At 72.4% G+C, this 25,115-nt stretch carries 24 protein-coding genes; 8 read left to right on the top strand and 16 right to left on the bottom strand.

Annotation, left to right across the window (positions count from 1 at the left end):
- Window positions 1-84: 84 nt before the first annotated feature.
- The 7 genes from ACIPY5_RS06320 to ACIPY5_RS06350 all read right to left on the bottom strand — a co-directional run bounded on the left by ACIPY5_RS06320 (window position 85) and on the right by ACIPY5_RS06350 (window position 8,344).
- The gene (locus ACIPY5_RS06320; protein ID WP_400968029.1) at window positions 85-1,137 is read right to left on the bottom strand and encodes a dipeptidase; all 1,053 of its coding nucleotides are present in this window, start codon (window positions 1,135-1,137) and stop codon (window positions 85-87) included.
- The gene (locus ACIPY5_RS06325; RefSeq protein WP_400968032.1) at window positions 1,134-2,513 is read right to left on the bottom strand and encodes a serine hydrolase domain-containing protein; all 1,380 of its coding nucleotides are present in this window, start codon (window positions 2,511-2,513) and stop codon (window positions 1,134-1,136) included. The genes ACIPY5_RS06320 and ACIPY5_RS06325 overlap by 4 nt, the downstream gene beginning before the upstream one ends.
- 108 nt (window positions 2,514-2,621) lie before the next feature.
- A complete protein-coding gene (locus tag ACIPY5_RS06330; protein WP_400968035.1) occupies window positions 2,622-3,128 on the bottom strand; it encodes a methylated-DNA--[protein]-cysteine S-methyltransferase in 507 nt (168 codons plus the stop codon).
- Entirely contained in the window at window positions 3,125-4,687 is a 1,563-nt protein-coding gene (locus ACIPY5_RS06335; protein ID WP_400968038.1) for a DNA-3-methyladenine glycosylase 2 family protein, read from the bottom strand. The genes ACIPY5_RS06330 and ACIPY5_RS06335 overlap by 4 nt, the downstream gene beginning before the upstream one ends.
- A 102-nt stretch (window positions 4,688-4,789) precedes the next feature.
- Complete coding sequence (gene purH / locus ACIPY5_RS06340; protein WP_400968041.1) at window positions 4,790-6,397, bottom strand: bifunctional phosphoribosylaminoimidazolecarboxamide formyltransferase/IMP cyclohydrolase; 1,608 nt, start codon at window positions 6,395-6,397, stop codon at window positions 4,790-4,792.
- A gap of 32 nt (window positions 6,398-6,429) precedes the next feature.
- Window positions 6,430-7,050 (bottom strand): phosphoribosylglycinamide formyltransferase, encoded by a 621-nt coding sequence (gene purN / locus ACIPY5_RS06345; RefSeq protein ID WP_309356872.1) that lies wholly within the window; start codon window positions 7,048-7,050, stop codon window positions 6,430-6,432.
- Between the two features lie 34 nt (window positions 7,051-7,084).
- Window positions 7,085-8,344, bottom strand: coding sequence for a DUF6350 family protein (locus ACIPY5_RS06350; protein WP_400968044.1), 1,260 nt, complete (start codon window positions 8,342-8,344; stop codon window positions 7,085-7,087).
- A 113-nt stretch (window positions 8,345-8,457) separates the two neighbouring features.
- Here ACIPY5_RS06350 and ACIPY5_RS06355 point away from each other — a divergent pair, with 113 nt between their 5' ends.
- Entirely contained in the window at window positions 8,458-9,879 is a 1,422-nt protein-coding gene (locus tag ACIPY5_RS06355; protein ID WP_309356874.1) for an NCS2 family permease, read from the top strand.
- 173 nt (window positions 9,880-10,052) lie between these two features.
- On the opposite strand, the gene ACIPY5_RS06360 is transcribed toward ACIPY5_RS06355, so the two are convergent.
- On the bottom strand, window positions 10,053-10,808 hold the full coding sequence (locus ACIPY5_RS06360; RefSeq protein WP_400968046.1) for an MBL fold metallo-hydrolase: 756 nt from the start codon (window positions 10,806-10,808) through the stop codon (window positions 10,053-10,055).
- 70 nt (window positions 10,809-10,878) lie between these two features.
- On the opposite strand from ACIPY5_RS06360, the gene ACIPY5_RS06365 reads away from it, so the two are divergent.
- Complete coding sequence (locus tag ACIPY5_RS06365; RefSeq protein ID WP_400968048.1) at window positions 10,879-11,829, top strand: GlxA family transcriptional regulator; 951 nt, start codon at window positions 10,879-10,881, stop codon at window positions 11,827-11,829.
- A gap of 67 nt (window positions 11,830-11,896) precedes the next feature.
- Here ACIPY5_RS06365 and sucD read toward each other — a convergent pair whose 3' ends face one another.
- Both sucD and sucC read right to left on the bottom strand, forming a co-directional pair.
- Window positions 11,897-12,799, bottom strand: a complete 903-nt coding sequence (gene sucD, locus ACIPY5_RS06370) for a succinate--CoA ligase subunit alpha (RefSeq protein WP_292718928.1) — start codon at window positions 12,797-12,799, stop codon at window positions 11,897-11,899.
- Between the two features lie 27 nt (window positions 12,800-12,826).
- Window positions 12,827-13,993, bottom strand: coding sequence for an ADP-forming succinate--CoA ligase subunit beta (gene sucC / locus ACIPY5_RS06375; protein ID WP_400968051.1), 1,167 nt, complete (start codon window positions 13,991-13,993; stop codon window positions 12,827-12,829).
- Window positions 13,994-14,188: 195 nt separating this feature from the next.
- Between sucC and ACIPY5_RS06380 the strand changes: the two genes are divergently transcribed.
- Window positions 14,189-14,860, top strand: coding sequence for a TetR family transcriptional regulator (locus ACIPY5_RS06380; protein WP_292718924.1), 672 nt, complete (start codon window positions 14,189-14,191; stop codon window positions 14,858-14,860).
- Window positions 14,861-14,985: 125 nt separating this feature from the next.
- Window positions 14,986-16,218, top strand: coding sequence for an acyl-CoA dehydrogenase family protein (locus ACIPY5_RS06385; RefSeq protein WP_400968055.1), 1,233 nt, complete (start codon window positions 14,986-14,988; stop codon window positions 16,216-16,218).
- A 42-nt stretch (window positions 16,219-16,260) separates the two neighbouring features.
- Here the strand turns inward: ACIPY5_RS06385 and ACIPY5_RS06390 are convergent, their stop codons facing one another.
- Entirely contained in the window at window positions 16,261-16,764 is a 504-nt protein-coding gene (locus ACIPY5_RS06390) for a hypothetical protein (RefSeq protein WP_400968058.1), read from the bottom strand.
- Window positions 16,765-16,824: 60 nt separating this feature from the next.
- On the opposite strand from ACIPY5_RS06390, the gene ACIPY5_RS06395 reads away from it, so the two are divergent.
- Entirely contained in the window at window positions 16,825-18,276 is a 1,452-nt protein-coding gene (locus tag ACIPY5_RS06395; RefSeq protein ID WP_309356880.1) for an NAD(P)/FAD-dependent oxidoreductase, read from the top strand.
- Between the two features lie 52 nt (window positions 18,277-18,328).
- Window positions 18,329-19,372 (top strand): ATP-dependent DNA ligase, encoded by a 1,044-nt coding sequence (locus tag ACIPY5_RS06400; protein WP_400968061.1) that lies wholly within the window; start codon window positions 18,329-18,331, stop codon window positions 19,370-19,372.
- Between the two features lie 389 nt (window positions 19,373-19,761).
- On the opposite strand, the gene ligD is transcribed toward ACIPY5_RS06400, so the two are convergent.
- Both ligD and ACIPY5_RS06410 read right to left on the bottom strand, forming a co-directional pair.
- Entirely contained in the window at window positions 19,762-20,826 is a 1,065-nt protein-coding gene (gene ligD, locus ACIPY5_RS06405; RefSeq protein WP_400968064.1) for a non-homologous end-joining DNA ligase, read from the bottom strand.
- A gap of 98 nt (window positions 20,827-20,924) precedes the next feature.
- Window positions 20,925-21,815: a LysR family transcriptional regulator ArgP gene (locus ACIPY5_RS06410; RefSeq protein ID WP_400968067.1), complete on the bottom strand. Its 891-nt coding sequence runs from the start codon at window positions 21,813-21,815 to the stop codon at window positions 20,925-20,927.
- A gap of 71 nt (window positions 21,816-21,886) precedes the next feature.
- Between ACIPY5_RS06410 and ACIPY5_RS06415 the strand changes: the two genes are divergently transcribed.
- Entirely contained in the window at window positions 21,887-22,555 is a 669-nt protein-coding gene (locus ACIPY5_RS06415) for a LysE/ArgO family amino acid transporter (RefSeq protein WP_400968070.1), read from the top strand.
- Window positions 22,556-22,560: 5 nt separating this feature from the next.
- On the opposite strand, the gene ACIPY5_RS06420 is transcribed toward ACIPY5_RS06415, so the two are convergent.
- The 3 genes from ACIPY5_RS06420 to ACIPY5_RS06430 form a co-directional block, all read right to left on the bottom strand.
- Window positions 22,561-23,358, bottom strand: a complete 798-nt coding sequence (locus ACIPY5_RS06420) for a PaaX family transcriptional regulator (protein ID WP_400968073.1) — start codon at window positions 23,356-23,358, stop codon at window positions 22,561-22,563.
- Window positions 23,355-23,945 (bottom strand): GNAT family N-acetyltransferase, encoded by a 591-nt coding sequence (locus ACIPY5_RS06425; RefSeq protein ID WP_400968076.1) that lies wholly within the window; start codon window positions 23,943-23,945, stop codon window positions 23,355-23,357. Before ACIPY5_RS06425 ends, ACIPY5_RS06420 begins: the two co-directional genes overlap by 4 nt.
- 71 nt (window positions 23,946-24,016) lie before the next feature.
- Window positions 24,017-24,583, bottom strand: a complete 567-nt coding sequence (locus ACIPY5_RS06430) for a TetR/AcrR family transcriptional regulator (RefSeq protein ID WP_400968078.1) — start codon at window positions 24,581-24,583, stop codon at window positions 24,017-24,019.
- Between the two features lie 54 nt (window positions 24,584-24,637).
- Here ACIPY5_RS06430 and ACIPY5_RS06435 point away from each other — a divergent pair, with 54 nt between their 5' ends.
- Window positions 24,638-25,111, top strand: coding sequence for a DUF1772 domain-containing protein (locus ACIPY5_RS06435; RefSeq protein WP_400968081.1), 474 nt, complete (start codon window positions 24,638-24,640; stop codon window positions 25,109-25,111).
- Window positions 25,112-25,115: the final 4 nt, after the last annotated feature.

The following is a 25,115-nucleotide window of genomic DNA, read 5'->3' on the forward strand; positions in this document are numbered from 1 at the left end:
CGCGGGCGCGCGGGGTTCGTCGGGTCGATCGAACGGAGCACCCGCCGTTCGTCCTCTGCGACGATCGGGAGGGCCGGAGTGCTCTCATCGCACGGACGGCCGGCCGAGCTGCCCCCGGAACAGCCGCTGCAGGTTCCCGCCGAGCACGCCGAGGACATCGACCTCAGCCCACCCGCGGCGCAGCAGCGCCTCGGTCACGAGCGGCAGCCCCTCCGGGCCCTCCAGCCCCGGCAGGTAGACGTCGGCCGGGACCCCCTGCACCTCGGTGACGACGCAGCAGGGCGGTGTGGTCTCGCCGATGACCTCCCGCACGAAGTCGGGTCCGAGGCCCACGTGCTCGCTCCCCGCGATCGCCACGATGTGCTCGAGGTGATCCACGAGCCGGTCGATCGTGGCCGGCTCCTCGTCGAGGAACGGCGCGAAGAAGTTCACGCAGATCACGCCGCCGCCCGCGGCGATCCCGGCGAGGTGCTCGTCCGAGAGATTGCGGTGATGGTCGCGCAGCGCGCGCGCCGAGGAGTGCGTCGCGACGACGGGCCGCGTCGCGATCTCCAGCACGTGCGAGACGCCCGCCGCGCCCAGGTGGCTGAGGTCGACCAGCATGCCGACCCGCTCCATCTCGCGCACCGCCTCCACGCCCGCGCCGGTGAGCCGGCTGCGCGCGGCGTCCTCGCCGGATCCGTCCGCGAAGGCGCCACGGCCGAAGTGGGTCAGCGAGCCGACGCGCACCCCGAGACGGTGCATCGTCGTGAGCAGCTCGACGTCGGCGTCCAGACCCGGCATGCCCTCGAGCGCCAGGACGAGGGCGATCCGCCCGTCTGCGATCGTCCGGTCCACGTCCTCGCCCGAGCGGCAGAGCGCGACGCGTCCGGCGTTCTCCTCGGCCAGGCGGTGCGCGGCCTCGATCATGCGCAGGGTGCGCCGCAGGGCGCCCTCGGGGCGGTACGGATCCTCGATGAACACCGGGAGCACCTGCAGGTTCACTCCGCCCGCCTCGAGCTGCGGCAGCCAGCGCTCTCGGAAGAAGCTCCCCCAGCGCTCCGGCGGCCGTGCCACGACCGCGCAGAGCAGGTCGTTGTGGGCGTCCGCGACGACGGCGCGACGGTGCAGAGCGCCGGCGAAGGCCAGGGCGGTCACGACGCCACCCGCCGATCCGCCCTGCCGGTGTGCAGGAACAGCGCTCCGCCCCCGCCGTCGTCGCCGAGGAAGGCGACCGGCTGGCGGACGCCGCCCTCCGCCTCGACCGGGAGCAGCACATCGCCGTGCCAGCCGACGAGCTCCGTGCGATACGGCAGGTCGCCGAGATCGGCCACGACGCCGTGCGGGACGCGGTCGAGCCAGACACGTCCCTCGGCGGTCCGGGTGATCGTGGTCAGGGCCGTGCTCGACCGGTAGCGGCCGACGAAGCGTTCGGCATGCGCCGGCGCGGGACCCGTCGGGCTCGGGAGAGGCTCCGCCGCGATCCCGGCGACCTCCTCGAGCACCGCGTCGACGAGCGCGGCGAAGACCGGATGCGGATCCCCGCCGTTGGCGAGAGCGGCGACGGCGAGGCCCTGCTCCGGCAGCACCCGCAGGCTCGCCGACTGACCGATCGTGTTGCCGTCATGCCCCGGGATCGTGTGTCCTCCTCGGGCGAAGAGCTCCCAGCCGAGCCCCCACGCCGCCCCCTGGGCGATGTCGGGAAGCCGGATCTGCGCGGTGCGCATCGCCTCGACCGCCGCCCGGTCCAGCACGGGAGAGCCGTCCGGCGCCGCACCGCCCGCGAGATGGAGGCGGGCGAACGCGAGCAGGTCTCCCGCGCTCATCGCCAGCCGGGATCCGGCCGCCGCTCCCGCGCGCTCCATGGCCCACACGGTCGTCGGAACGACCTCGCCGTCGTCCTGCACGAGGTGGCCGACGGCCGCGCGGTGCAGGATGGCCTCCGACGCGTCCACGGCGGCGTGCCGCAGCCCGAGCGGGTCCAGCAGCCGTTCGCGCAGGACCCTCTCGTACGGCGCCCCGCGGAGGACCTCGACGATGCGGCCGAGGGTCGAGAACCCCGCGTTGTTGTAGGAGAACATCTCACCCGGGGCGAAGAGCTGCGGCGTCTCGGCGAGGATCCCGACATAGGTCTCGAGCGCATCGTCCCCGTCGCCCGTGTCGACGAAGACGTCGCCTTCGAAGCCCGCGCTGTGCGTGAGCAGGTGCCGCGGTGTGATCGCGGCGGAGGCCTCCTCGTCGGCGACCCGGAAGCGGGGAAGCACCTGCCGCACGGGCGCATCCAGGTCGAGCAGGCCCTCCTCGACGAGCTGCATGACGAGCGTCGCGGTGAAGACCTTCGTCACGGATCCGATCTGGAAGACGGATCCGGTGTCGGCCGCGACGCCGGTGCCGCGATGGAGCACTCCCGCGGCGTAGCAGAAGGTCTCGTCCCCGAGGCCGATCGCGAGCGAGACGGCCGGCACGCGGTGCCGGGCCATCAGGGCGGGGATACGCTCCTCGACCCAGGTCTGGACGGTGGCGAGCGGCGGCATGGTCCTCCTCGGGGTCGGCTCACCTCGAGGCTAGAGCGCGGATGCCCGGACCTCTTCGTCGAGCGGCACCAGTCCGAGGCCGCCGGATGGTCCGGGCCGCCAGACCGCTCATGCGGCGATCGCGTGCGCGGCCTCGCGGTCCAGCAGCCGGCGCTTGACGTCCTCGCCCCAGGCGAAGCCGCCGAGGGTGCCGTCGACGCGCAGCACGCGGTGGCAGGGCACGAACAGCGCCGGAGCGTTGCGCGCGCAGATCGACGCGGCGGGGCGCACGGCGCCGGGTTTGCCGAGAGCGACGGCGAACTCGGTGTAGGTGAGCGGCTCCCCTGGGGTGATCCGCCGGAGCGCCTCCCAGCCGGCGCTCTGCATCTCGGTGCCGAACTGGCGCACCTCGACGGCGTCGATCGCCGCGAGGTCGCCCGCGTAGTAGGCGGCGACGGCGTCCGCCGCGGCGGTGGCGCCCTCGACGACCTCCTCCGGACGGTTCTTCTCGGCGAGGCGGTGGAGGATCGCCTCGTGGTCGGTGGTCCAGCCGGAGGCGAGCACGCGGTCCTGCTCGTCGACGAGGATCGTGAAGGGGCCGTCGGGGGTGTCGATGGTCTGGATGATGGCGGTCATTTCGAGCCTTCCGTGATCGAGATGGTCGGAGTGTTCTTGGTGGTCGTGGCGGCCCTCGTGGTCTTCGCCGTCTTCGCGGCTCTGACCGGGACCGCGCGCCAGAGGTGCGCGGTGAGATAGCTGCGCCAGGGCGCCGTGCGGGCGGCCCAGGCATCGAGGGGCCCGGCCTCGGCGGGCAGCCCCGCCCCGCCGGCGCCCGCGCGGGCCGCGACGTCGCCGGGCAGGAACACGTCGGGGTCGCCGAGCACGCGCATCCGCACATAGTCGGCCGTCCACGGCCCGATCCCCGGCATCGCGAGCAGCGCGGCGCGCTGGGCGTCGCCGTCGTCGCCGAGCGTGAGCCGGAGAGAACCGTCGGCGAGGGCCGCGGCGGCGCCGGTGACGGCGCGGATCCGTGCCGCGGGGCCCCGCAGCACGGCATGCCCGTGCTCGGCGATCGCGGCCATGGTCGGGAAGAGGATCCCCTGCCCGAGGGCGTCCTCCGCGGATCCGACCCGCTCCCCGAGCTCCTGGGCGAGCAGGGTCAGCGCGGTGCGTGCGGCGGCGACCGTGATCTGCTGCCCGATCATCGCGCGGATCAGCATCTCGTGCGGATCCGCCGCCCCCGGCACCCTGATGCCGGGGACGCGGGCGACGAGCGGCGCGAGCGGCGCGTGCGCGGACAGGGCGGCGTCGACCGCCAGCGGATCCGCGTCGAGATCGAACAGGCGCCGGGCGCGGGCGACGAGGGGCGCGAGATCGCCGAGCTGCGCGAGGCGGGCGCGGAGGTGCAGCCGATCGGCGTCGTCGAGGCTCAGCTCGAACCACCCCGGTCCGCCGTCGAGGCGCAGGTGCCGGGAGAAGCGGCGCTCCCCCGCATCCTCGACCCCGGGCAGCGCCCGCGCGCGCATCCACGCGAACAGGCCCTCCGCGTCGAAGGGCCTGCGGTAGGGCAGCAGCAGGTCGATCTCCCCCGGCACGGCGGTCGCGGCGGCCAGGGCGTCGCGACCGTGACGACGGGCGCGGAGCTCGCCCGGGGCGAGGCCGAACACCTCGCGCACGGTGTCGTTGAACTGGCGCACGCTCGCGAACCCCGCGGAGAACGCGACGTCGGCGATCGGCAGGTCGGTGCCGACCAGCAGCATCCGGGCGGTGTGCGCGCGGTGCGCGCGGGCGAGCGCGAGCGGTCCGGCCCCGAGCTCGCCGGCGAGCAACCGGGTGAGGTGGCGGGAGGAGTAGCCGAGCCGCGCGGCGAGACCGGGGACGCCCTCGCGCTCGACGACGCCGTCGGCGATCAGGCGCATCGCGCGTGCTGCCACGTCGCCGCGCAGATTCCATTCCGGCGAGCCGGGGGCGGCCTCGGGAAGACAGCGCTTGCAGGCGCGGTAGCCGGCCTCGTGCGCGGCGGCACTGGTCGGGAAGAACGTGACGTTCTCCGGCTTGGGCGTGCGGGCGGGGCAGCTCGGGCGGCAGTAGATCCCGGTCGAGCGCACCGCCGTGACGAACTGCCCGTCGAAGCGGGTGTCACGCGCGTCGATCGCGCGGTACCGCTCGTCGAAAGTCATTCCGGGGAAGCTCATGCCTCCACTCTGGCACGTCCGAATCCCGCAGGCTCGCGGAAATCGGACATGACAGTGCCGGCCGTCCCGGGCCGCGCCCACGCGGCGCGACCCGGGAGCGGCTCAGTGGAAGAAGTGGCGCTCGCCCGTGAAGAACATCGTCACGCCGGCCTTGCGGGCGGCGTCGACGACCTCGTCGTCCCGGACGGATCCGCCCGGCTGCACGATCGCGGTGACGCCCGCGTCGATGAGCACCTGGGCGCCGTCCGCGAACGGGAAGAACGCGTCGGAGGCGGCGACGGATCCGGCAGCCCGATCGCCGGCGCGCTCGACCGCGAGGCGGCACGAGTCGACGCGGTTGACCTGACCCATGCCGACGCCGACCGTGGCGTTGCCCTTGGACAGCACGATCGCGTTCGACTTCACGGCGCGGCACGCCTTCCACGCGAAGATGAGGTTCTCCATCTCGAGGTCGTCGGGGCGCTCGCCCGAGACGAGCTCCCAGTTCTTGGCGACCGAGACGATGTCGTCGGGGAACCGGTCCGCATCCTGCAGCAGCAGGCCGCCGGAGACGAGGCGCACATCCATCTGCTCCTGCTGCCAGTCGTCCGGCAGCTGCAGCAGGCGCAGGTTCTTCTTCGCCTTGAACACCTCGAGGGCCGCGGGCTCGAACGCCGGGGCGACGATGACCTCGGTGAAGATGTCCTTGAGGTTCTCCGCCATCTTCAGCGTCACGGTGCCGTTCGCGGCGATCACGCCGCCGTAGGCCGAGACCGGGTCGCACTCGTGCGCGCGCAGGTGCGCGCTCGCGATCGGATCCAGGGCGTTGGGCGCCGTCGTCGCGATGCCGCACGGGTTGGCGTGCTTGATGATCGCGACCGCCGGGTGCACCATGTCGTACGCCGCGCGCAGGGCCGCATCGGCGTCGACGTAGTTGTTGTACGACATCTCCTTGCCCTGCAGCTGCGTGGCCTGGGCGATGCCGTGCCCGCCCGCGCGCGTGTAGATCGCGGCGCGCTGGTGCGAGTTCTCGCCGTAGCGCAGCGTGGCGAGGCGCTCCGCGTTGATCGTGAGGTGCTCGGGCAGCTCGCTCTCGCTCGACAGCGTGCCGTCGGAGAACCACTGCGCCACGGCCGTGTCGTAGGCGGCGGTGTGCGCGAAGGCGCGGGCCGCGAGCTCGCGACGCTGGGCGAGAGTGGTGCCGCCCTCGTCGAGCGAGCGCACGAGCGACGGATACGACTCGGGCGACACGACGATCGCCACGTTCGCGTGGTTCTTCGCGGCGGCGCGCACCATGGCGGGTCCGCCGATGTCGATCTGCTCGACCACGTCGTCTCCGACCGCGCCGGAGGCGACGGTCTGCACGAACGGGTAGAGGTTCACCACGACGAGCTCGAAGGGGCTGATCCCCCGCTCCGCGAGCTGACGCTCGTGGTCCTCGAGGCGCAGGTCGGCCAGCAGGCCGCCGTGGATCGCCGGGTGCAGCGTCTTCACTCGCCCGTCCAGCATCTCGGGGACGCCGGTGACCGCCGCGACGTCCGTGACCGCGAGGCCCGCACCGCGGATGGCCTGGGCGGTGGATCCGGTCGACACGATCTCGATGCCGTTGTCGGCGAGCGACTGCGCGAGCGGCACGAGGCCGGTCTTGTCGCTGACCGACACCAGCGCGCGACGGATGCGCACGGCATCGCGGGGGCGGTAGAGGGACGGGTCGTGGGCGGGACCGGCCATCGGGTTTCCTTCCGGGTAGGCGTCAGTTCTCGTCAGCGGCCTGCGGCCGAGGGGGATCCGAGATCGTGGGGGCGGGCGCCGAGCTCGAGGGAGCCCTCGGCGATACGGCGGACGACGTCGATCAGCAGACGCCGCTCGACGGGCTTGATGCGCTCGTGCAGGGAGGACTCGGTGTCCCCCGGCTGCACCGGCACGCGCTCCTGCGCGAGGATCGGTCCGCTGTCGACGCCGTCGTCGACCACGATCACGCTGGCGCCGGTCTCGCTCGCGCCGGCCGCGAGCGCGTCGCGCACGCCGTGCGCTCCGGGGAACTCGGGCAGGAACGCCGGGTGCGTGTTGATGATGTTCGGAGCCCAGGCGGCCACGACGTCGCGCGGCAGCAGGCGCATCAGCCCGCTCAGCACGATGAGGTCCGGTCGCCAAACCCTGAGCTGGGCGTCGAGCTCCGCACCCCAGGCCTCGCGGCTGTCGAAGGCCTCCCAGGGGACGACGAAGGAGGGGATCCCGAAGGCTTCGGCGTGCGCGAGCCCGTCGGCTTCGCGATCGGCGCCGATGACGATGATGCGCGCCGGGAATCCGGGGTCGGCGGCCGCGTCGAGGAGGGCACGAAGATTCGAGCCGGTGCCCGAGATGAGTACGGCGACCGTCAGCACCCAGACAGTCTAGCCGGGAGGCTCCGTCCGCCGATCACGCGAGACGGTCCGCCGACCGGTCCCTGTCGTCGTCGATCCAGGCCGCGTCGACGTCGCCGTGGCGGCGCGGTGCGAGCAGCAGGATCGCGGCGCCCACGAGCACCTCGAGCCCGAGGGCGAGCGCGACGGGACCCGGGTCCGGCCCCGCGACCGCGAGACGCCCCGGCCCGAGGGATCCCTGCGACAGCGCCGCGAGAAGAGCGCCGAACCCGCCCGCGAGCGCGGCGATCCCGGCCGCGGTCGCGACGCGGGGTCCGATCCCGGCCTCCGCCGCGGCCGAGACCTGCCGCGAGCGGATCACCCACCCCGCGAAAGCCCCCGCGGCGATCGGCAGGAGCACGACGATGAGAGCCCACGGCGAGGAGCTGTCCGGCACGAGGCCCAGCAGCGGCACCCCCGGCACGACGCCCAGCACGGTGCCCGCGGGCGAGACGGCGGTGCCGGCGCCGATCGCGAAGCCGGGGCCCGCGATCCACGCCACCGCCCACGCCACGAGCGTCGGCACGTAGGCGAGCTGGGCGAGGCCGATCACGACCACGCCGAGGCCGTCGGCGCGCAGCGACTCGAAGAGCGCCACGCTCTGCCCCCCGCGGACGACGCCGGCGACCGCCACCGCGAGTGCCGCGGCCCCGACGACGCCGGCCGCGGCGGCCGCGGATCCCCGCACGATGTCGCCGGGCACATGCGCCCAGTCGGGCCGGCGGTCCAGCACGTCCTGCACGCGGTCGACGACGCCGCCGTCGCCCTCGCTCCACGCCGTCGCGATCGCTCCCGCGAGAGCCCCGCACAGGAACACCAGCGGCGGGAACAGGATCGCGAGCCAGAACGGAGCCTTCAGCACCCCGAGACCGCCGGTCAGCGCGGCGAGCGCGGAGATCACCGCGAACGTCGCCGTCCCGCTCGCGACGCCCGCGATCCAGGATCCGGCGAGCGCGGCCCTGCGCCCCGAGCGCGCCGCGAAGATCGCGGTGAAGCCGAGGAACAGCAGCGGAGGCACGGAGAGGGCGAAGGACGCCGCGGCCGGATTCACGCCGACCGCGTTCACCAGCGCGTCGGGAAGGGCGACCGTGAGCGGGACGCCGTGGCCGAACTGCCAGAGCGTCGCGGCACTCGGCCAGAGAGCCCCCCAGTCGGCGTGGGTCCCGAACGCGACGGCCCAGATCACGGCGAGAGGCGCGAGCAGCGCGGCGAGGCCGATGGCCGCCGCGACGATCGCATCGACCGCCGCAAGGAGCACGATGAGGAGGCGTTGCATGACGGCTTCGAGCCTACGTGCTCCGCCTCGCGCTCCCCTGCGGGCGCGCGGGCCGCGGCGCCACGACGCGCAGGACCCCTTCCAGACGATACGGTTTTCCGCGGAGGTCCCCCATGACAACAGTCCCCCCGCCCGTGTCCGGCCCGGTCGCCGCCGAGCCGAAGAACGCCGTCGATCGCTTCTTCGAGATCACCCAGCGCGGATCCACCCTCGGCACCGAGATCCGCGGCGGCATCGTCACGTTCGTGACGATGGCCTACATCGTGATCCTCAACCCGATCATCCTGTCCACCCCGGACGTCGCCGGCCACACCCTGCCGGGCGGAGCCGTCGCCGCGGCCACCGCGCTGACGGCCGGCGTCATGACGATCCTGTTCGGGCTGATCACGCGGCTGCCGTTCGCGTTCGCCGCGGGTCTCGGCATCAACGCGTTCCTCGCCTTCACCGTGGTCGGCTCTGTCACCTGGGCCGAGGCGATGGCGCTCGTCATGATCAACGGCGTCATCATCGTCCTGCTCGCCGCGACCGGCCTGCGCAAGCTCATCTTCGACGCCGTCCCCGTGCAGCTCAAGCTCGCCATCACGGTCGGCATCGGCCTGTTCATCGCCTTCATCGGATTCGTGAACGCCGGCTTCGTGACCTCGACGAAGCAGCCCTCCCCTCCGGTCGACCTCGGCATCGGCGGATCCGTCGCCTCGATCCCCACCCTGCTGTTCGTGATCACCCTGCTGATCGGCGGAGTGCTCATCGCCCTCCGCGTCAAGGGCGCGATCCTCATCGCCCTCGTCGGCGGCTCGGTGCTCGCGGCGATCCTCAACCTGATCTGGCCGTTCGGTCAGGACTTCGGGTTCACCGGCAGCGTCGTGGGGCTCCCCGACCTGAGCCTGATCGGCCGGGTCGACTTCGGCTTCGACCTCGCGAAGGTCGGCGGCGTGACCCTGGTGATGTTCATCTTCACGCTGCTGTTCTCCAACTTCTTCGACGCGATGGGAACCATGACGGGCCTCGCGAAGGAGGCCGACCTCGCCGACGAGAAGGGCGACTTCCCGCGCATCAAGTCGGCGCTCGTCGTCGAGGGCGTCGGCGCGATCGTCGGCGGCGGCACATCGTCCTCCTCCGCGACCGTGTTCGTCGAGTCGGGCGCCGGCATCGGCGAAGGAGCCCGCACGGGTCTCGCCACGACGATCACGGGAGTGCTCTTCCTGCTCGCGATGTTCTTCACCCCGCTCACCGCCCTCGTGCCCAGCGCGGTGGCAGCCGCAGCCCTCGTGCTCGTCGGCGCGATGATGCTCTCGCAGATCAAGAACATCGATCTCGGCGACTTCCGCGTCCTGCTGCCGGTCTTCCTCACGGTCACCGTCATGCCCATGACGTACTCGATCGCCAACGGCATCGGCGCCGGCTTCGTCAGCTGGATCGTCGTGAACGCGCTCACCGGCCGTGCCAGGACGATCCACCCGCTGCTCTGGGTCGTCGGCGTCGGCTTCGTCCTGTTCTTCGCCCGCGGCCCGATCGAGGCCCTGCTCGGAGCCTGACCCCGGGTCCGCAGGATCCGGCGGGTCCGGCGGATCCCGCCGGATCCGTCGACGCCCCCTCGCAGTATCGAGGCCCCCTCTCAGGAACGCACCTGGGAGGGGGCCTCGATACGCAGAGGGGGCGTCGACGTGCGTGGCTTCAGGGCGCGGCTGGCCTCAGAGCGCGACTGGCCTCAGAGCGCGAGCGGGATGCCGGCCTCCGGCACGCGCAGCCGGTCGGCGAGGCCCGCGTAGCCGAACTCGCGCACGAGGCGCTCGCGGGTCTCGGAGAAGTGGTGCCAGCCCTCGGCGTGCACGGGCACGATCACCGCATCGCCGAGCTCCCGCGCGGCGGCGACCGCTGTGCGCGCGTTGAGGGTGAGGTCGGCGTCGCCGAAGCGTCCGACGTTGGCCGCTCCGGCGAACAGCACGGCGATGTGGATCCGGCCGATCCGCTCGGCGATGGCCGTGACGACCTCGACCGAGGCGTTGTCGCCGGAGACGTAGACCACGGGCTCCCCCGGCGCGCTCAGCACGAAGCCGGTCACCGTGCCGGAGAGCTCCTCCGCCCCCTCCGGGCCGTGCAGCGCGGGCACCGCGGTCACCTCGACGCCGCCGACGTGATGCGTCTGCCAGGGGGCGAGCCCGGTCACGCCTTCGACGCGCGCCGCTGCCTCCGGCGTGGACAGCACGGCGCCGGCGCGGGGCAGGAACGCGCGCCCCGCCTCGTCGAGGTTGTCCGGGTGCTGGTCGTGCGAGAGCAGCACGGCATCGATCTCGCCCACCTGGTCCGCGCCGAGCGCAGGGCCGCTCAGTTTGTGCAGCGCGATGCCGCCCTCGTAGGAGCGCGGGGCGTCGAAGGTCGGATCCGTCAGCAGGCGCACGCCCGCGTACTCGATGATCGCGGTCGGTCCGCCGATGAGGGTCAGGGTCACGGGGTTCTCGGTCATGGATCCATCGTGTCCGCCTCGCTCGCGCCACGGGAGCGGCCTTGATGACACCTTTCGATAAGATCGGGCCATGCGCACCGCCGCCGTCCTCGCCTTCCCGGGGATCAGCCCGTTCCACCTGTCCGTGCCGCTCATGGTCTTCGGCGGCGTCGGCGTGCGCTCCGTCGAGGCCGCCTATCGCACCGTCACGGTCGCCGAGGAGCCCGGTCCGGTGCGCACCGCCGCCGGCCTGGACCTCGTCGTGACCGAGGGGCTCGACGCCCTCGCGACCGCGGACCTCGTGGTGATCCCGAGCTGGGATCCGGAGATCGCCCCGAGCAGCGCGCTCCTCGACGCCGTGCGCGCGGCGCACGCCCGCGGCGCACGGATCTTGGGCCTGTGCCTCGGCGCCTTCGTGGTGGCCGCGAGCGGCGTCGCCGACGGCAGGGAGCTGTCCACGCACTGGTCCGCGGGGCCGCAGCTCGCCGCGCGGCATCCCGAGGTCACCGTCCGCTGCGAGGCGCTGTGGACGGATCTCGGCGATGTGGTCACGTCGGCCGGTGTCGCCGCAGCGCTGGACTGCTGCCTGCACATCGTCCGTACCGAGCTGGGCAGCGCGGTCGCGGCCGACCTCGCGCGGTCCCTCGTGATGGCCCCGCATCGCGAGGGCTCGCAGGCGCAGTTCCTGTCCCGCCCGCTCGCCGCCGACCGCGACGGCGACGAGATCGACCAGGCGATCGCCTGGGCTCTGGAGAGGATCTCCGAGCCCGCCCCGATCGACGTGTGGGCCGGCGCCGTGCACCTCTCCCGCCGCACGTTCACCCGGCGCTTCCGCGATCGCACCGGCACGAGCCCCGGGGACTGGCTGCTGCAGCGCCGCCTGGACGAAGCGCGCCGCCTGCTCGAGACGTCGGTGCTGCCGGTCGACGCCGTCGCGCACCGCACGGGATTCGGCAGCGCCGTGACGCTGCGCCACCACTTCCGGGCCCGCTTCGGCACGACCCCCGGTGCGCACCGCCGGGCCTTCGCGGACCCCTCATGACGGAGTCGTCCCCCTCAGCGCACGCTCTGGGGTGCGCTGAGGGGGACGACTCGGGTGTTGCGGTGCCTTACAGGGCGGCGTAGACCTCGCGCAGCAGGGCGGCGGTCTCGGACGGCGTCTTGCCGACCTTGACGCCGGCGGCCTCGAGGGCCTCCTTCTTCGCCTGCGCGGTGCCCGCGGAGCCGGAGACGATGGCGCCGGCGTGGCCCATGGTCTTGCCCTCGGGAGCCGTGAAGCCCGCGACGTAGCCGACGACCGGCTTGGTGACGTTGGCCTTGATGAACTCGGCCGCACGCTCCTCGGCGTCGCCGCCGATCTCGCCGATCATGACGATCGCCTTGGTCTCGGGGTCGGCCTCGAACGCGGCGAGCGCGTCGATGTGCGTCGTGCCGATGACCGGGTCGCCGCCGATGCCGATCGCGGTGGAGAAGCCCAGGTCGCGCAGCTCGAACATCATCTGGTAGGTCAGGGTGCCCGACTTCGACACGAGGCCGATCGGGCCCTTGCCGGTGATGTTCGCCGGGGTGATGCCCGCGAGAGCCTCGCCCGGGGTGATGATGCCGGGGCAGTTCGGGCCGATGATGCGGGTCTTGCCGCCCTTCTCGACCGCGTACGCCCACGCCTCGGCGGAGTCGCCGACCGGCACGCCCTCGGTGATGACCACGAGCAGCGGGATCTCGCTGTCGATGGCCTCGACCATGGCGTCCTTCGTGAACGCCGGCGGCACGAAGGCGACCGAGACGTTGGCGCCGGTCTTCTCGATGGCCTCGGCGACGGATCCGAACACCGGCAGCTCGACGGCGTTGCCGTCCTTGTCGGTGTGCGAGACCGTGGTGCCGGCCTTGCGCGCGTTCACGCCGCCGACGACGTTCGTGCCCGCCTTCAGCATGAGCGCCGTGTGCTTGGTGCCCTCGCCGCCGGTGATGCCCTGGACGATGACCTTGGAGTCCTTGTTGAGGTAGATCGACATGTTCCTTGTCCTTGTCTCGTCAGAGGGTCAGGCGTTCGCCAGCTCGGCGGCCTTGTCGGCGCCCTCGTCCATGGTGGCGGCGAGCGTGACGAGCGGGTGGGCGGCGGCCGTGAGGATCGCGCGGCCCTCCTCGACCTGGTTGCCGTCCAGGCGCACGACCAGCGGCTTGGTGGCCGTGTCGCCGAGGATCTCGAGGGCCTTGACGATGCCCTCCGCGACGGCCACGCAGCTGGTGATGCCGCCGAAGACGTTGACGAAGACGCTCTTGACCTGCTCGTCGCCGAGGATCACGTCGAGGCCGCTGGCCATGACCTGCGCGTTCGCGCCGCCGCCGATGTCGAGGAAGTTGGCCGGCTTCACGCCGCCGTGGTTCTCGCCCGCGTAGGCGACGACGTCGAGCGTCGACATGACCAGACCCGCGCCGTTGCCGATGATGCCGACCTGGCCGTCGAGCTTGACGTAGTTGAGCCCCGACTCCTTGGCCTTGGCCTCGAGCGGGTTCTCGGTCGCCTTGTCGGCGAGCTCCTCGTGCTCGGGGTGGCGCACCTCGGAGGCGTTGTCGTCGAGCGTGACCTTGCCGTCCAGGGCGATGATGTCGCCCTCCTCGGTCTGCACGAGCGGGTTGACCTCGACCAGGGTCGCGTCCTCGCCCTTGTACACCTCGTACAGCTTCACGAAGATGTCGGCGACCTTCTCGGCGAGGCCCGGCTCGAAGTTGCCGGCCTTGGCGATCTCGAGCGCCTTCTCGGGGGTGATCCCCTCGAGCGGGTTGACCTCGACGCGGGCGAGCGCCTCGGGCTTCTCGACGGCGAGCTGCTCGATCTCCATGCCGCCCTCGACCGAGGCGAGACTCAGGTAGGAGCGGTTCGAGCGGTCGAGCAGCACGGAGAAGTAGAACTCGCGGGCGATGCGGGCGCCTGCCGCGACCATGACGCGCTTGACGACGTGGCCCTTGATGTCGAGGCCGAGGATCGCCTTGGCCGCCTCGTACGCCTCGTCGGGGTTCTTGGCGACCTTCACGCCGCCGGCCTTGCCGCGGCCGCCGGTCTTGACCTGCGCCTTGACGACGACCACGCCACCGAGCTTCTCCGCCGCTGCCTTCACCTCCTCGGGGGTGTCGGCGACGATGCCGGCGAGGACCGGCACTCCGTACTTCTCGAAAAGGTCTCGTGCCTGGTACTCGTAGAGGTCCACGTGCAGTCCTTCGCTGGTTGCGACGAATGGGACGCGACAGGAATTCTGTCGGGTGTCGATGTGAGTCGACCCGATAGGCCAGCCTACTACCGCGGAATCACGCTTCCTGACCGCGTGCGCCGCCGCCTGTCTGGCTCCCGAGACGTCGGACGACTCGGGACCTCCGCGCAGGATCCGGACAACTAGGCTCCTCCTATGACCGAGCACGCCGACGTGTCCCCCGCTCGCACCGCCGTGGTGCGCGCTGCGCTCGAGCTGTTCTCCGCCCAGGGCTTCGACTCGACCTCGGTCGAGCAGATCGCCAAGGCCGCAGGCATCTCGCGCTCCACGTTCTTCCGCCAGTTCGGCGGCAAGGACGATGTCGTCTTCGCCGACCATGAGGAGCTCCTCGACGGGCTGCGCCGCTACCTCGAGCGCCCCCACGCGAACCCGTGGACCGCCGTATGCGACGGGTCGCTGATGGTCTTCCGCTCCTTCGCCGCCGATCCCGAGATGGCGCGGCTGCGCTACCAGGTGGTGCGCGAGGTGCCCACCCTGCGCGACCGCGAAATCGTGACCGTGTTCCGTTACGAGCGCCTGTTCGACGAGTACCTGCGCCGCTCGATGCCGGATCTGGATCCGCTCGACGCCGTCGGGTTCGCCGCACTGGTGACGGCCGTGCACAACCACGTGCTGCGCCGGCTGCTGCGCGGATCCCGCACGTCGGCGGCCGCTCTGCGCCGCGCCCTCGACGACGTGCTCCGCCGCTACGGCGTGCATCCCGACAGCGTCGCGGATCCGGGTGAGGACGCGGTCGTCGTCGCCGTGTTCCCGCGCTCGATGCCCATGGCGGAGATCACCCGCCGCCTGCGCGACGAGCTCGACTGATCCCGCGCCTCGCAGACCCGTCCGCGGCCGCGGCGGGCCCGTTCGGCGTGCGCGGAATTCCTCGTTTGGCGGTACGCTGTCTCATGAATCTTGAGACTGAGTCTCACTCCCTGGATGGAGACCCCATGAGCAACGACGCCCTCTTCCCCGGCGAAGCCGTCACCTCCTACGACGTGACCGGACGCCGCGGAACCGACTACTACGAGGTCTTCTCCGACATCCCCGCCGCCGACCGCGCGCACTGGGAACGGGCGCAGGCGTACGTCGACGAGGTCGGTCCGCAGATGCGGGACGCATGGGACCGCGCAGAGTACCCCCTCGCGGTCGCGCGCCGCATGGGCGAGATGGACCTCGTGGTGGACGGCGTCGTCCACCCCGCGCTCACCCGGATGAGCCCCCTCGCGGCAGGTCTCGTGAACATGGAGATCTCCCGCGGCGACGGCTCGCTCGGCACCGTCCTCGCCGTGCAAGGCGGACTCGCCCTGCGCACGCTCGCCCTGTTCGGCAGCGCCGAGCAGCAGGAGCGCTGGCTCGTCCCGCTCGCCGACGGATCCGTGCTCGGATCCTTCGCGCTCACGGAGCCCGATCACGGATCCGACTCCGTCTCGCTCGAGACCGTGGCGCGCCGCGACGGCGAGGAGTGGGTGCTGCGCGGGGCGAAGAAGTGGATCGGCAACGGCGCCTCGGGCGGCATCACGTTCGTCTGGGCGCGCGTCGACGACGAGGGCGCCGCCGAGCACGGTGCGGTGCGCTGCTTCCTCGTCGAGCAGGAGCGCCCCGGATACGAGGGCTCCGTGATCACGGGGAAGGTGTCGCTGCGCGGCATCCACCAGGCGCACATCCGCCTCGACGACGTGCGCGTGCCGCTGGATGCGGTGCTGCCGGGCACACGCAGCTTCAAGGACGCCTCGACCGTGCTGTACGCCACGCGTTCCGGGGTCGCCTGGTCCGCGCTCGGGCACGCGACCGCCTGCTACGAGGCCGCCCTCGCCTACGCGACGACGCGCGTGCAGTTCGGCAAGCCGCTCGCGAAGTTCCAGATGGTCCAGGAGCGGCTCACGCACATGCTCGAGGAGCTCACCGCGATGCAGCTGTACTGCCGCCGCATGGCCGACATGGACGTGGCGGGCACGCTCCGCCCGACCCAGGCGTCCCTCGCGAAGTTCCACAACACCCGCGCCGCGCGGCGGGTCGCCCAGATCGCCCGCGATCTGCTCGGCGGCAACGGGATCCTGCTCGAGAACGGCGTCATGCAGCACATGGCCGACATCGAGGCGATCCACACCTACGAGGGCACCGAGAGCATGCAGGCCCTGCTGATCGGCCGCGACATCACCGGGATGAGCGCCTTCGCCTGACGGGCGGGCCGCTCGCCTCGGACGCGCGGCCCGCGCTGCGACTCAGTCGCAGCCGCAGCCCCCGGACGGCGTCTTCACCATGAAGCACACCTCGCAGATGCCGTAATCCCGATCCTCGACCGGCGTCGCCTTCGGCGCACGCGGCTCGGGCTTCGGCTTCGCCGGGGCACGGGTGCCCGCCGCACGCGCCGGGCGCGAGACTCCGGCCGGCGCTCCGAGCAGCTCACTGGGGTGCGTGACGTAGAAGTACGGCGCGCGGCCCTCGCTCGGAGCGAGCGGCAGCGCGCGCCCTGCCACCACGATCTGCTCGTCCTCGGTGAAGCCGTTGGTGTAGGTGCGCCCGATGTGCAGGGCGGCGCCCTCGCCCCGGCGGATCGCCTCGATGTAGCGACCGCGGTCGATGAAGGTGCTGATGTCGACGGCCTCGACGATCGCACGGATGAAGTCGTGGTTCACCGGGTCGATGCGCTGACCGCGCAGTGCCTCGGCGAGCGACTTGTAGGGACGGGAGCTGCCGGTGGGGGTGGGACCCTGGACTTCGTTCATATTGCTTCAAGGATCCCACGTTCTGCTCGGTGCGCCCTGCGTGCGTGGAAGACTGGCGGCATGCCCCGCGCCACCGTCATCGGAAGCGGGCCGAACGGGCTCGCCGCGGCCGTCTCGCTCGCGCGAGCCGGCTACGCCGTCGAGGTGCTCGAAGCCGGTGCGACGATCGGCGGCGGCGTGCGCAGCGCCGCGGTCACGCTGCCCGGATTCGTGCATGACGTGTGCTCGGCCGTGCACCCCGCCGCCTATTCCTCGCCGTTCCTCCGCGCCTTCGGCCGGGACCGGATCGACTGGATCATTCCCGAAACGGCATATGCCCACCCGCTGGACGGCGGGCGCGCCGGGATCGCCTGGCACGACCTCGAGCGCACGGCCGATGCGCTCGGCCCCGACGCCCGCGCCTGGCGGGCGCTGCTGCGCCCGCTGAGCTCGCACATCGAGGGCGTCCTGGACTTCACCGGCGGATCCCTGCTGCGGATCCCCCGCGCCCCGGTCACCGCGGTCCGCTACGGGCTGCGCACGCTCGAGCAGGGCTCGGCGATGGCGGAGCGCACCTTCCGCACGCCGGAGGCCGCCGCGCTCGTGGCGGGCGTGGTCGCGCACGCGAACACCGCCCTTCCCTCGCCGAGCGGCGCCGCCGCGGGCCTGCTGCTCATGGCGCAGGCGCACGCGGGCGGCTGGGCCTACCCCCGCGGCGGCGCCCAGCGGATCGCCGACGTGCTCGCCGAGGATCTGCGCGCGCATGGCGGCACGATCCGCACCGGCACCCGCATGGTCGACCTCTCCGCGCTGGACTGGGGGGATCCGGCCCGCGGCGACCTGCTGCTGCTCAACTCCTCCCCGCGGCTGGCGCTCACGCTGCGCGACGTGCCGCCGCACTATGCGAAGGCGATCCGCGCGTACCGGTACGGTGCGGCGGCGGCGAAGGTGGACTTCGCGCTGGACGGGCCCGTTCCCTGGACGAACCCCGACGTCGCCCTCGCCCCGACCGTGCACGTGGGCGGTACGCGCGCCGAGGTATGGGCGAGCGAGAACGCCGTCGCCCAGGGGCGCGTCTCGGACCGCCCGTACGCGCTCGTGGCGCAGCCCTCGGTGCTCGACGACACGAGGGCGCCCGCGGGCAAGCAGGTGCTCTGGGCGTACATCCACGCCCCCGCGAACTCCGACGTCGATGCGACCGAGCTCGTCATCCGGCAGATCGAGCGATTCGCCCCCGGGTTCCGCGACCGCATCCTCGCGAGCCATGCCGTCACCCCGCGCCAGCGCGCGCACCTCAACCCGGCCGAGATCGGCGGCGACATCTTCGGCGGCGCGTTCACGATGCGCCAGGCCCTGGTGCGGCCCGTGCTCTCGCCCGCGCCGTGGCGCACCCCGATGGCCGGCGTCTACCTCGCCTCGGCCGCGACACCGCCCGGTCCCGGGGTGAACTTCATGGCCGGCTGGCATGCGGCGCGCACCGCGCTGGCGGATGCCGGGGAGCGCGTCGATCTCGAGGACCTGTTCGGATCCTGACGGCGGGCTCCACCGATGGCCCTGGAGGGCCGTGGACGGCAGGATGGGATCCATGCGCTACGAGATCCCCGCACCGATGCTCGCGAAGGCCGCCACGACCGTGCCCGATCCGGCGAAGTTCCCCGGCGGGCTGCTGTACGAGCCGAAGTGGGACGGGTTCCGCGGACTCGTGTCCTGGGACGGCGAGTCCGTCGAGATCGGGTCCCGCGGAGCGAAGCCGCTGACCCGCTACTTCCCGGAGCTGGTCGACGCGATCCCGCGGCTGCTGCCCGGTCCGTGCCTGCTCGACGGCGAGATCGTGGTCGCGACGGGGGCCGAGGGTTCGCAGCGGCTGGATTGGGAGGCGCTGAGCCAGCGCATCCACCCGGCCGCCTCGCGCGTGCTGAAGCTCTCCGCAGAGACGCCCGCGATGTTCATCGCCTTCGATCTGCTCGCCGCGGGCGATGAGGACCTGCAGCCCCTTCCCTTCGGCGAGCGCCGCGCGCGGCTCGAGCGGCTGCTCGCCGATGTCCCGCATCCCCTGCATCTCACTCGCACGACCACCGAACAGGACACCGCCCGCCGCTGGCTCGCCGAGTTCGAGGGCGCCGGACTCGACGGCATCGTCGCCAAGCCCCTGGACCAGCCGTACGCCCCCAACAAGCGCACCCTGTTCAAGGTCAAGCACGCCCGCACCGCCGACGTCGTCGCGCTCGGGTACCGGATCCACAAGAGCGGATCCGGGGTGGGATCCCTCCTCGTCGGCCTCTACGGGGAGGACGGCGTGCTGCGCCCGGTCGGTGGCGTCGCCGCATGGAGCGACGCGATGCGCCAGCAGCTCGTCGAGGATCTCGCGCCCCTCGTGGAGCGGGACGAGTCCGGCGCCGCGATGACCGGCGACGGCGAGCGCTCGCGTTTCAGCGCGTCGAAGGACACCTCGTTCGTCCGGCTGCTCCCCGAACGCGCGCTCGAGGTGCGCTACGACCAGCTCGAGGGCTGGCGCTTCCGGCACACCGTGCAGTTCGAGCGCTGGCGCGACGACCGGGATCCGCGCTCCTGCACGTACGAGCAGCTGGAGACCGTCGACGGCTACGACCTCGCCGACGTGATCGACTGACGCTCGCTCGTCGGTCGGGGCTCTCCCGCTTGGCGCACGTCTACCGTTTTGGGGCGCACTCCCCCGTTTTGGGGCGCGCGCCGACACGGATCCACGGCCTCACACGCCCCAAAACCGAGAGACCCGCCCCAATCCAGACCCACGCCCATCCCGGCCTCGGAGAGTTCCGCCCCGAACGGCCCCGAACCGCCCGGACACGGGCGACGGACGCACGGCGATGTTCCGCCGCTCTTCGACGTCCACACCCTCGTTTCGGGGCGCACTCTGCTGTTTTGGGGCGCGTCCAGACACGGATCCATGGCGTCACGCGCCCCAAAACGGAGAGACCCGCCCCAAAACGACCTGGGGCCCGCCCTGAACAGGCCGAGCCGGACCGACCGGACCCCGGCTCAGCGACCGGGGGCGGGCTCGCCGTTCTCGTCCCAGTTCGCGGCGACCTTCTTCGAGGGCTGCACGCGCGGGGGCTCGCCCGGCATCTTGGGGAACTCCGGCGGGAACGGCATCTCGCCGAGCCCGTTCTCCACGTCGCGGTCCCACCAGCTCAGCAGGGTGTCGATGCGTCCCGGACTGTCCTGCATGCGCGCCCACGGATCGCCGAGGTCGGCCAGGCGCTGCGGCACGGTGCGGACCGTGAAGCGCTTCGGATCCACGCCGTCCAGCTCATCCCAGGAGATCGGGGTCGACACGGTCGCCGCGGCCAGCGCACGCGGGCTGTAGGCGCCCGCCATCGTGCGGTCGCGGTTGGCCTGGTTGAAGTCCACGAAGATGCGCTCGCCGCGCTCCTCCTTCCACCACGCCGTCGTGACCCGATCGGGCATCCGCCGCTCCAGCTCGCGCCCCGCGGCGATCACGGCATGCCGCACGGTGAGGAACTCCCACTCCGGCACGATCGGGCAGAACACGTGCAGCCCGCGGTTGCCGCTGGTCTTGATGAACGCCTCGAGGCCGGCCTCGCGCAGCACGGCACGCAGCTCGTTCGCGGCGGGGACGGCCTCGGCGATGCCGGTGCCGGGCTGCGGGTCGAGGTCGATGCGCAGCTCCACCGGGTTGTCGGTGTTCGACGCGAGCGAGGCCCAGGGGTGGAACACGACCGTGTTCATCTGCACGGCCCAGACGATCGCCGCCGTCTCGGTGAGCACGATCTGCGGATGCTTCCGACCGCTGTTGTAGGTGCACATCACGCTCTGCACGAAGTCGGGCGTGCCCTTGGGCGGGTTCTTCGAGAAGAAGCTCTCGCCGTCGATGCCGTCTCGATACCGTTCGAGCGAGACGGGCCTGTTGCCGGTCGAAGTGAGGAACGGCGTCGACACCGTCTGCACGTACTCGGCGAGCTCGGCCTTGGTGATGGGCCCGCCCTCCGCATCCGGCCAGACCGCGCGGTTCGGACTGGAGATGTCCAGCGAACGATCGCCGTCGGGGCCGGGGACGGTCAGCGTGATGCGCTCGGATGCCATGCCTCGACCCTAGGACGCCCCGCCGACGCCGCGCCAGCATCCGGGCCGACCAGGCGGACCCGAAGCGCGGCCGGCCTCAGCGCGGGACGCGGCCGGCCTCAGCGCAGCACCCGGTCGGCCTCCGCGCGGATCTCCGCCGCGATCGCGTCCAGCAGCTCGGAGCGCAGGTTCCACTGCTGCCAGAACAGCGGCGAGGCGACCTCCTCGTCATCGAGTCGCACCAGCCGGCCGTCCGCGAGGCCCGCCTCCGCATGCGGGACCGGGAGCAACGCCCACCCCAGCCCGAGTTCCACCGCCACGGAGAAGTCCGCCGAGGCGGGCACATGATGCCGCGGCACCGGCCACGGGTCGACACCGCGCTCGCGCAGCCAGTCCTGCTGCAGCACGTCGCGCCGGTCGAAGTCCACGAACGGCGCGAGCGCCAGCGCCTCGGCCGACGCGCCGTCCGGGAACCACCGCCGCGCGAAGCCCGGTGCCGCCGCGGCCACATAGCGCAGCGCACCGAGCGCCTCCACCCTGCACCCTCCGACCGGCTCCGACTCGCTCGTGACCGCCGCCATCACAGTGCCGGACTCGAGCATCCGCGCGGTGAAGTTCTGGTCGTCGCGGTGCAGGTCGAACTCGACGTCGTACTGCGCGGAGAGCCGGGCCAGCGGGGCCAGGAACCAGGTCGCCATCGAGTCGGCGTTGACTGCGAGCGGGATCCGGATGCGCGCGCCGTCCCCCTCCGCGGACAGGCCGAAACCGGCGATCGCATCGCGTTCCAGAAGGGCGATCTGACGACCGAACCGGGCGACCGCCTCCCCCGCCTCGGTCGCTCTCACGGGCTTGCTGCGCACCAGCAGGATCCTGCCGAGCTGCTGCTCCAGGGTCTTGATCCGCTGGCTCACGGCGGACGGGGTCACGAGCAGCCGGCGGGCGGCCGCGTCGAAGCTTCCCTCGTCGAGCACCGCGGCCACGGTGCGCGCGGATTCCGGATCCACCTGCACATGAGCGATTCTAATCTGGCTTAAGGAATCTTCGCTGGTGCTGAATCAGAATGCGACCGTATTCTCGATCCGTGCTCACCCTCCTCTCCGGCCTCGGCCTCATGTTCTCGCTCATCATCGCCGTCGGCGCGCAGAACGTGTACGTGCTGCGCCAGGGCCTTCGCCGGGAGCACGTGCTGCCCGTCGTCCTGATCTGCGCCGCCTCGGATGCCGCACTGGTGCTCGCCGGCACCGCGGGCCTCGGCTATCTCGTGAAGACCCTGCCCTGGCTCATCGTCGTGGCGCGCTGGGCGGGCGCGATCTCCCTCATCGTCTACGGCGTGCTGGCGGCCCGCCGGGCGTGGAAGTCCGGCGGCGAGGCGCTGCTCGCCGACCCGAGCGCGGCGGACGAGAGCTCGACGGGCGGCGGAGCCGCCGGCACCGCGACGCTGACCCGCACCGCGCCGCTCGCGCCCGTGATCCTGGCGACGCTGGCTTTCACCTGGCTCAACCCGAACGTGTATCTCGACACCGTGCTGCTCATCGGCGGGGTCGCGGCCACGCACGGAGACGGCCGCTGGCTGTTCGCCGCGGGAGCCATCATCGCGAGCGTGACCTGGTTCTTCGCGCTCGGCTTCGGCGCGCGCCACCTCGGCCGCTGGCTGCGGACGCCGCGCGCCTGGCGGATCCTGGACACCGCGATCGCCGCGCTGCTCGTCGTGATGGGGATCAGCCTGGTGCTGCCGGTCTTCTTCGGCTGATGCCGTCAGCGGGCGGCGATGTCCCCGGCGATCCAGCCGTCGAACACCGCCGGCCCGCCGTCCGGCACGGACTCCCACCGCTGCAGCCAGTCGGTGCGCAGCCGCGCGGGACGCCAGGGTCCGTCGCGGAGCTCGACCGGCAGCAGCGGATCGCTGCGCAACGCGTGCTCGAGCGCGTCCGCGAGGCGCAATCGACGGATGACCGGGGCGTCCCGAGGATCGTCGGCTTCGAGCGCGATCTCGAGCGCGTCGTAGCCGGCATCGATCGGAGCCGCGGGCCAGAGCGCCTCGGCGATGCCACGAGGATCCGCTACACCGCGCAGCGAGACCTCCTCCGCCACGGCGACGACCATGTGGTCACGGGCATCGTCGTCGAGCAGCGGCGTGAGGTCGTGCGGGCTCAGGAACAGCGCGGTCGACGCCGGTGCCGCCCCGATGGCCATGAGTGTGCGGCGCAGCGCGTCGCGGCGTCCGCGATCCGCTTCCGGGACATGCACGGAGAGAAGATGCCATCTCCCGTCCCACGGCGCCTTGCCGCGATCCTGCGCGATCGCGAGTCCGAGCCCGAGGCGGTCGCGTTCGATCTCGACCCGGCCCGCCGCGGTGAGGGCGAGCCGCCCCGCGCGGCCTCGGCCGCTCAGCACGACCGCACCCGCGGCCGCCCTGCGCCGAAGCGCGAGCCGGAGGGGCTGATCCGCCACTCCCACCAGGTTCGCCGCGCGGTACACGTCGGCGAGCGCGACGTCGCCTTCGCGCGGAAGGAACGCAGCGATGACGGTCCGCGCCGAGATCACTCCGCTCACGCGGCGACACCCCGTTCCATCACCGTGTACCGGTCGAAGCCGTAGACGGCGCCCAGCGCCCCCATCGCGCCTCCGCCGACAGTGCGGAATCCGAGCCGCTCGTAGAGCGCGGCGGCGCGAGGGTTCGAGTCGACGACGGACAGGCGCACGGCGCGCAGCGCACCCGCTCTCGCCCTGTCCTGTGCGGCGGCCAGCAGTGCCGTGCCGATCCCGCGGCCGCGCCATCTCTCGTCGACGCACAGGCCGTCCAGGACGAGCGCATCGCGGCGGGCGCCGCGCTCGAGGATCAGAAGGACGGCCGCGGCGCGCACGGCGGCGCCGACCGAGAGGGCCGACCGCAGCGACGACCACGACAGATCCACCGCGCCCGCGCCCTCCTCGAGGAACCCGCAGACCCCGGCGACCGCGCCCTCGCACCGGGCGACCAGCACCCGCTCGGGCCTCAGCACCGCGGCGATGATGCGCGCCCCCACCTCCGTGGAGGCGAACGCGGGGCGCAGCTTGCGCTGGAACGCGGCCCAGTACAGCGCACCGACCGCGGAGCGCTCGCCCTCGTCGAAGCCGATCCCGATCTCGCACCGTTCCATGACACAAACATATCGAATCTCGCACGTTCGTGTTGGATTCGACCATTTGCGGCGCGGACGCCCGCGCCGACTCAGGATCGGAACAGCGCGAGGATCGTGTCGAGGCGCGCCTGCTCCAGCGCGGGGTCGAGGCGCTCGGACGCCGACAGCCGGGCCGCGCCATGCAGCATGCTCCACAGCAGCTCGGCCCGCACGACGGCCGCCTGCTCATCCCTCCGCCCCGTCGCCACCGCGTCGAGGAAGGACCCGAACGCCTCGCGCAGCGGCTCCGGCGTCTCCGCGGCCGCGAACACGATGCGGGTGCGCGCCTCGAACATCGCCTCGTAGAGGGCGGGATGCGCGCGGGCGAAGGCGAGGTAGGCGCGCACCACGTGCGCGAGACGGTCGCCCGCGCCGATCGGAACCGAGAGCTCCACCGCCATCTCGGCGAAGCCGGCGACCACGATCTGCTCGACGATCTCGTCCCTCCCGCCCGGGAACGAGCGGTACAGGATCGGCTGGCTGTAGCCGATCTCGGCGGCCAGTCGCCGCACGGTCACCGCCGGCCAGCCCTCCTCCTCTGCGACGCGCCGGGCGGCGTCGACGATGGAGCGGGAGCGGTCCGAGGGATCCGTGCGCTCGGGCGTTGACGGCGTCATGCCTCGATGTTAGCATCGCTAACTGTTAGCGCTGCTAACACGAAAGGAGAAGCCATGTCCCTTGCGATCGTCATCACCGCCATCGGCGCCATCGCCGCCATCGCCGTCATCTTCGGCACGGATGTGCTCGCCGCCGTGGTGCTGCGCGCCGTCTACGCCGAGGTCGATGCCCCGACCCTCGTGCAGGTGGTCGGCCGCGGGCACTACTACGGCGACCGCCGGCTGCCGATCGTCGGCATCGCGGGCGTCGCGCTCACCGCGGCGACCGTCGCCCTCTCGGCACTCACCGGCAGCATCGCCGCAACCGTCCTCGCCGCCGTGGCTCTCCTACTGCTGCTCCTCTGGCTCCTGCTCTTCGCCCGCATCGCGAAGCCGATCAACGCCACCTTCACCGCCGCCGCCCTCGCGGGCACCGTGCCGGCCGACGCCCGAGCGCTGCAGGACCGGTGGGAGTCGATCATCCCTCTGCGCGCCGCGCTGCAGGGGCTCGCCCTGGTGCTGCTGTGCGTCGCGCTGGTGGTTCGCTGAGGCT

The organism is Microbacterium sp. NPDC089698, from assembly GCF_044749045.1.
Taxonomy (GTDB): Bacteria; Actinomycetota; Actinomycetes; order Actinomycetales; family Microbacteriaceae; genus Microbacterium.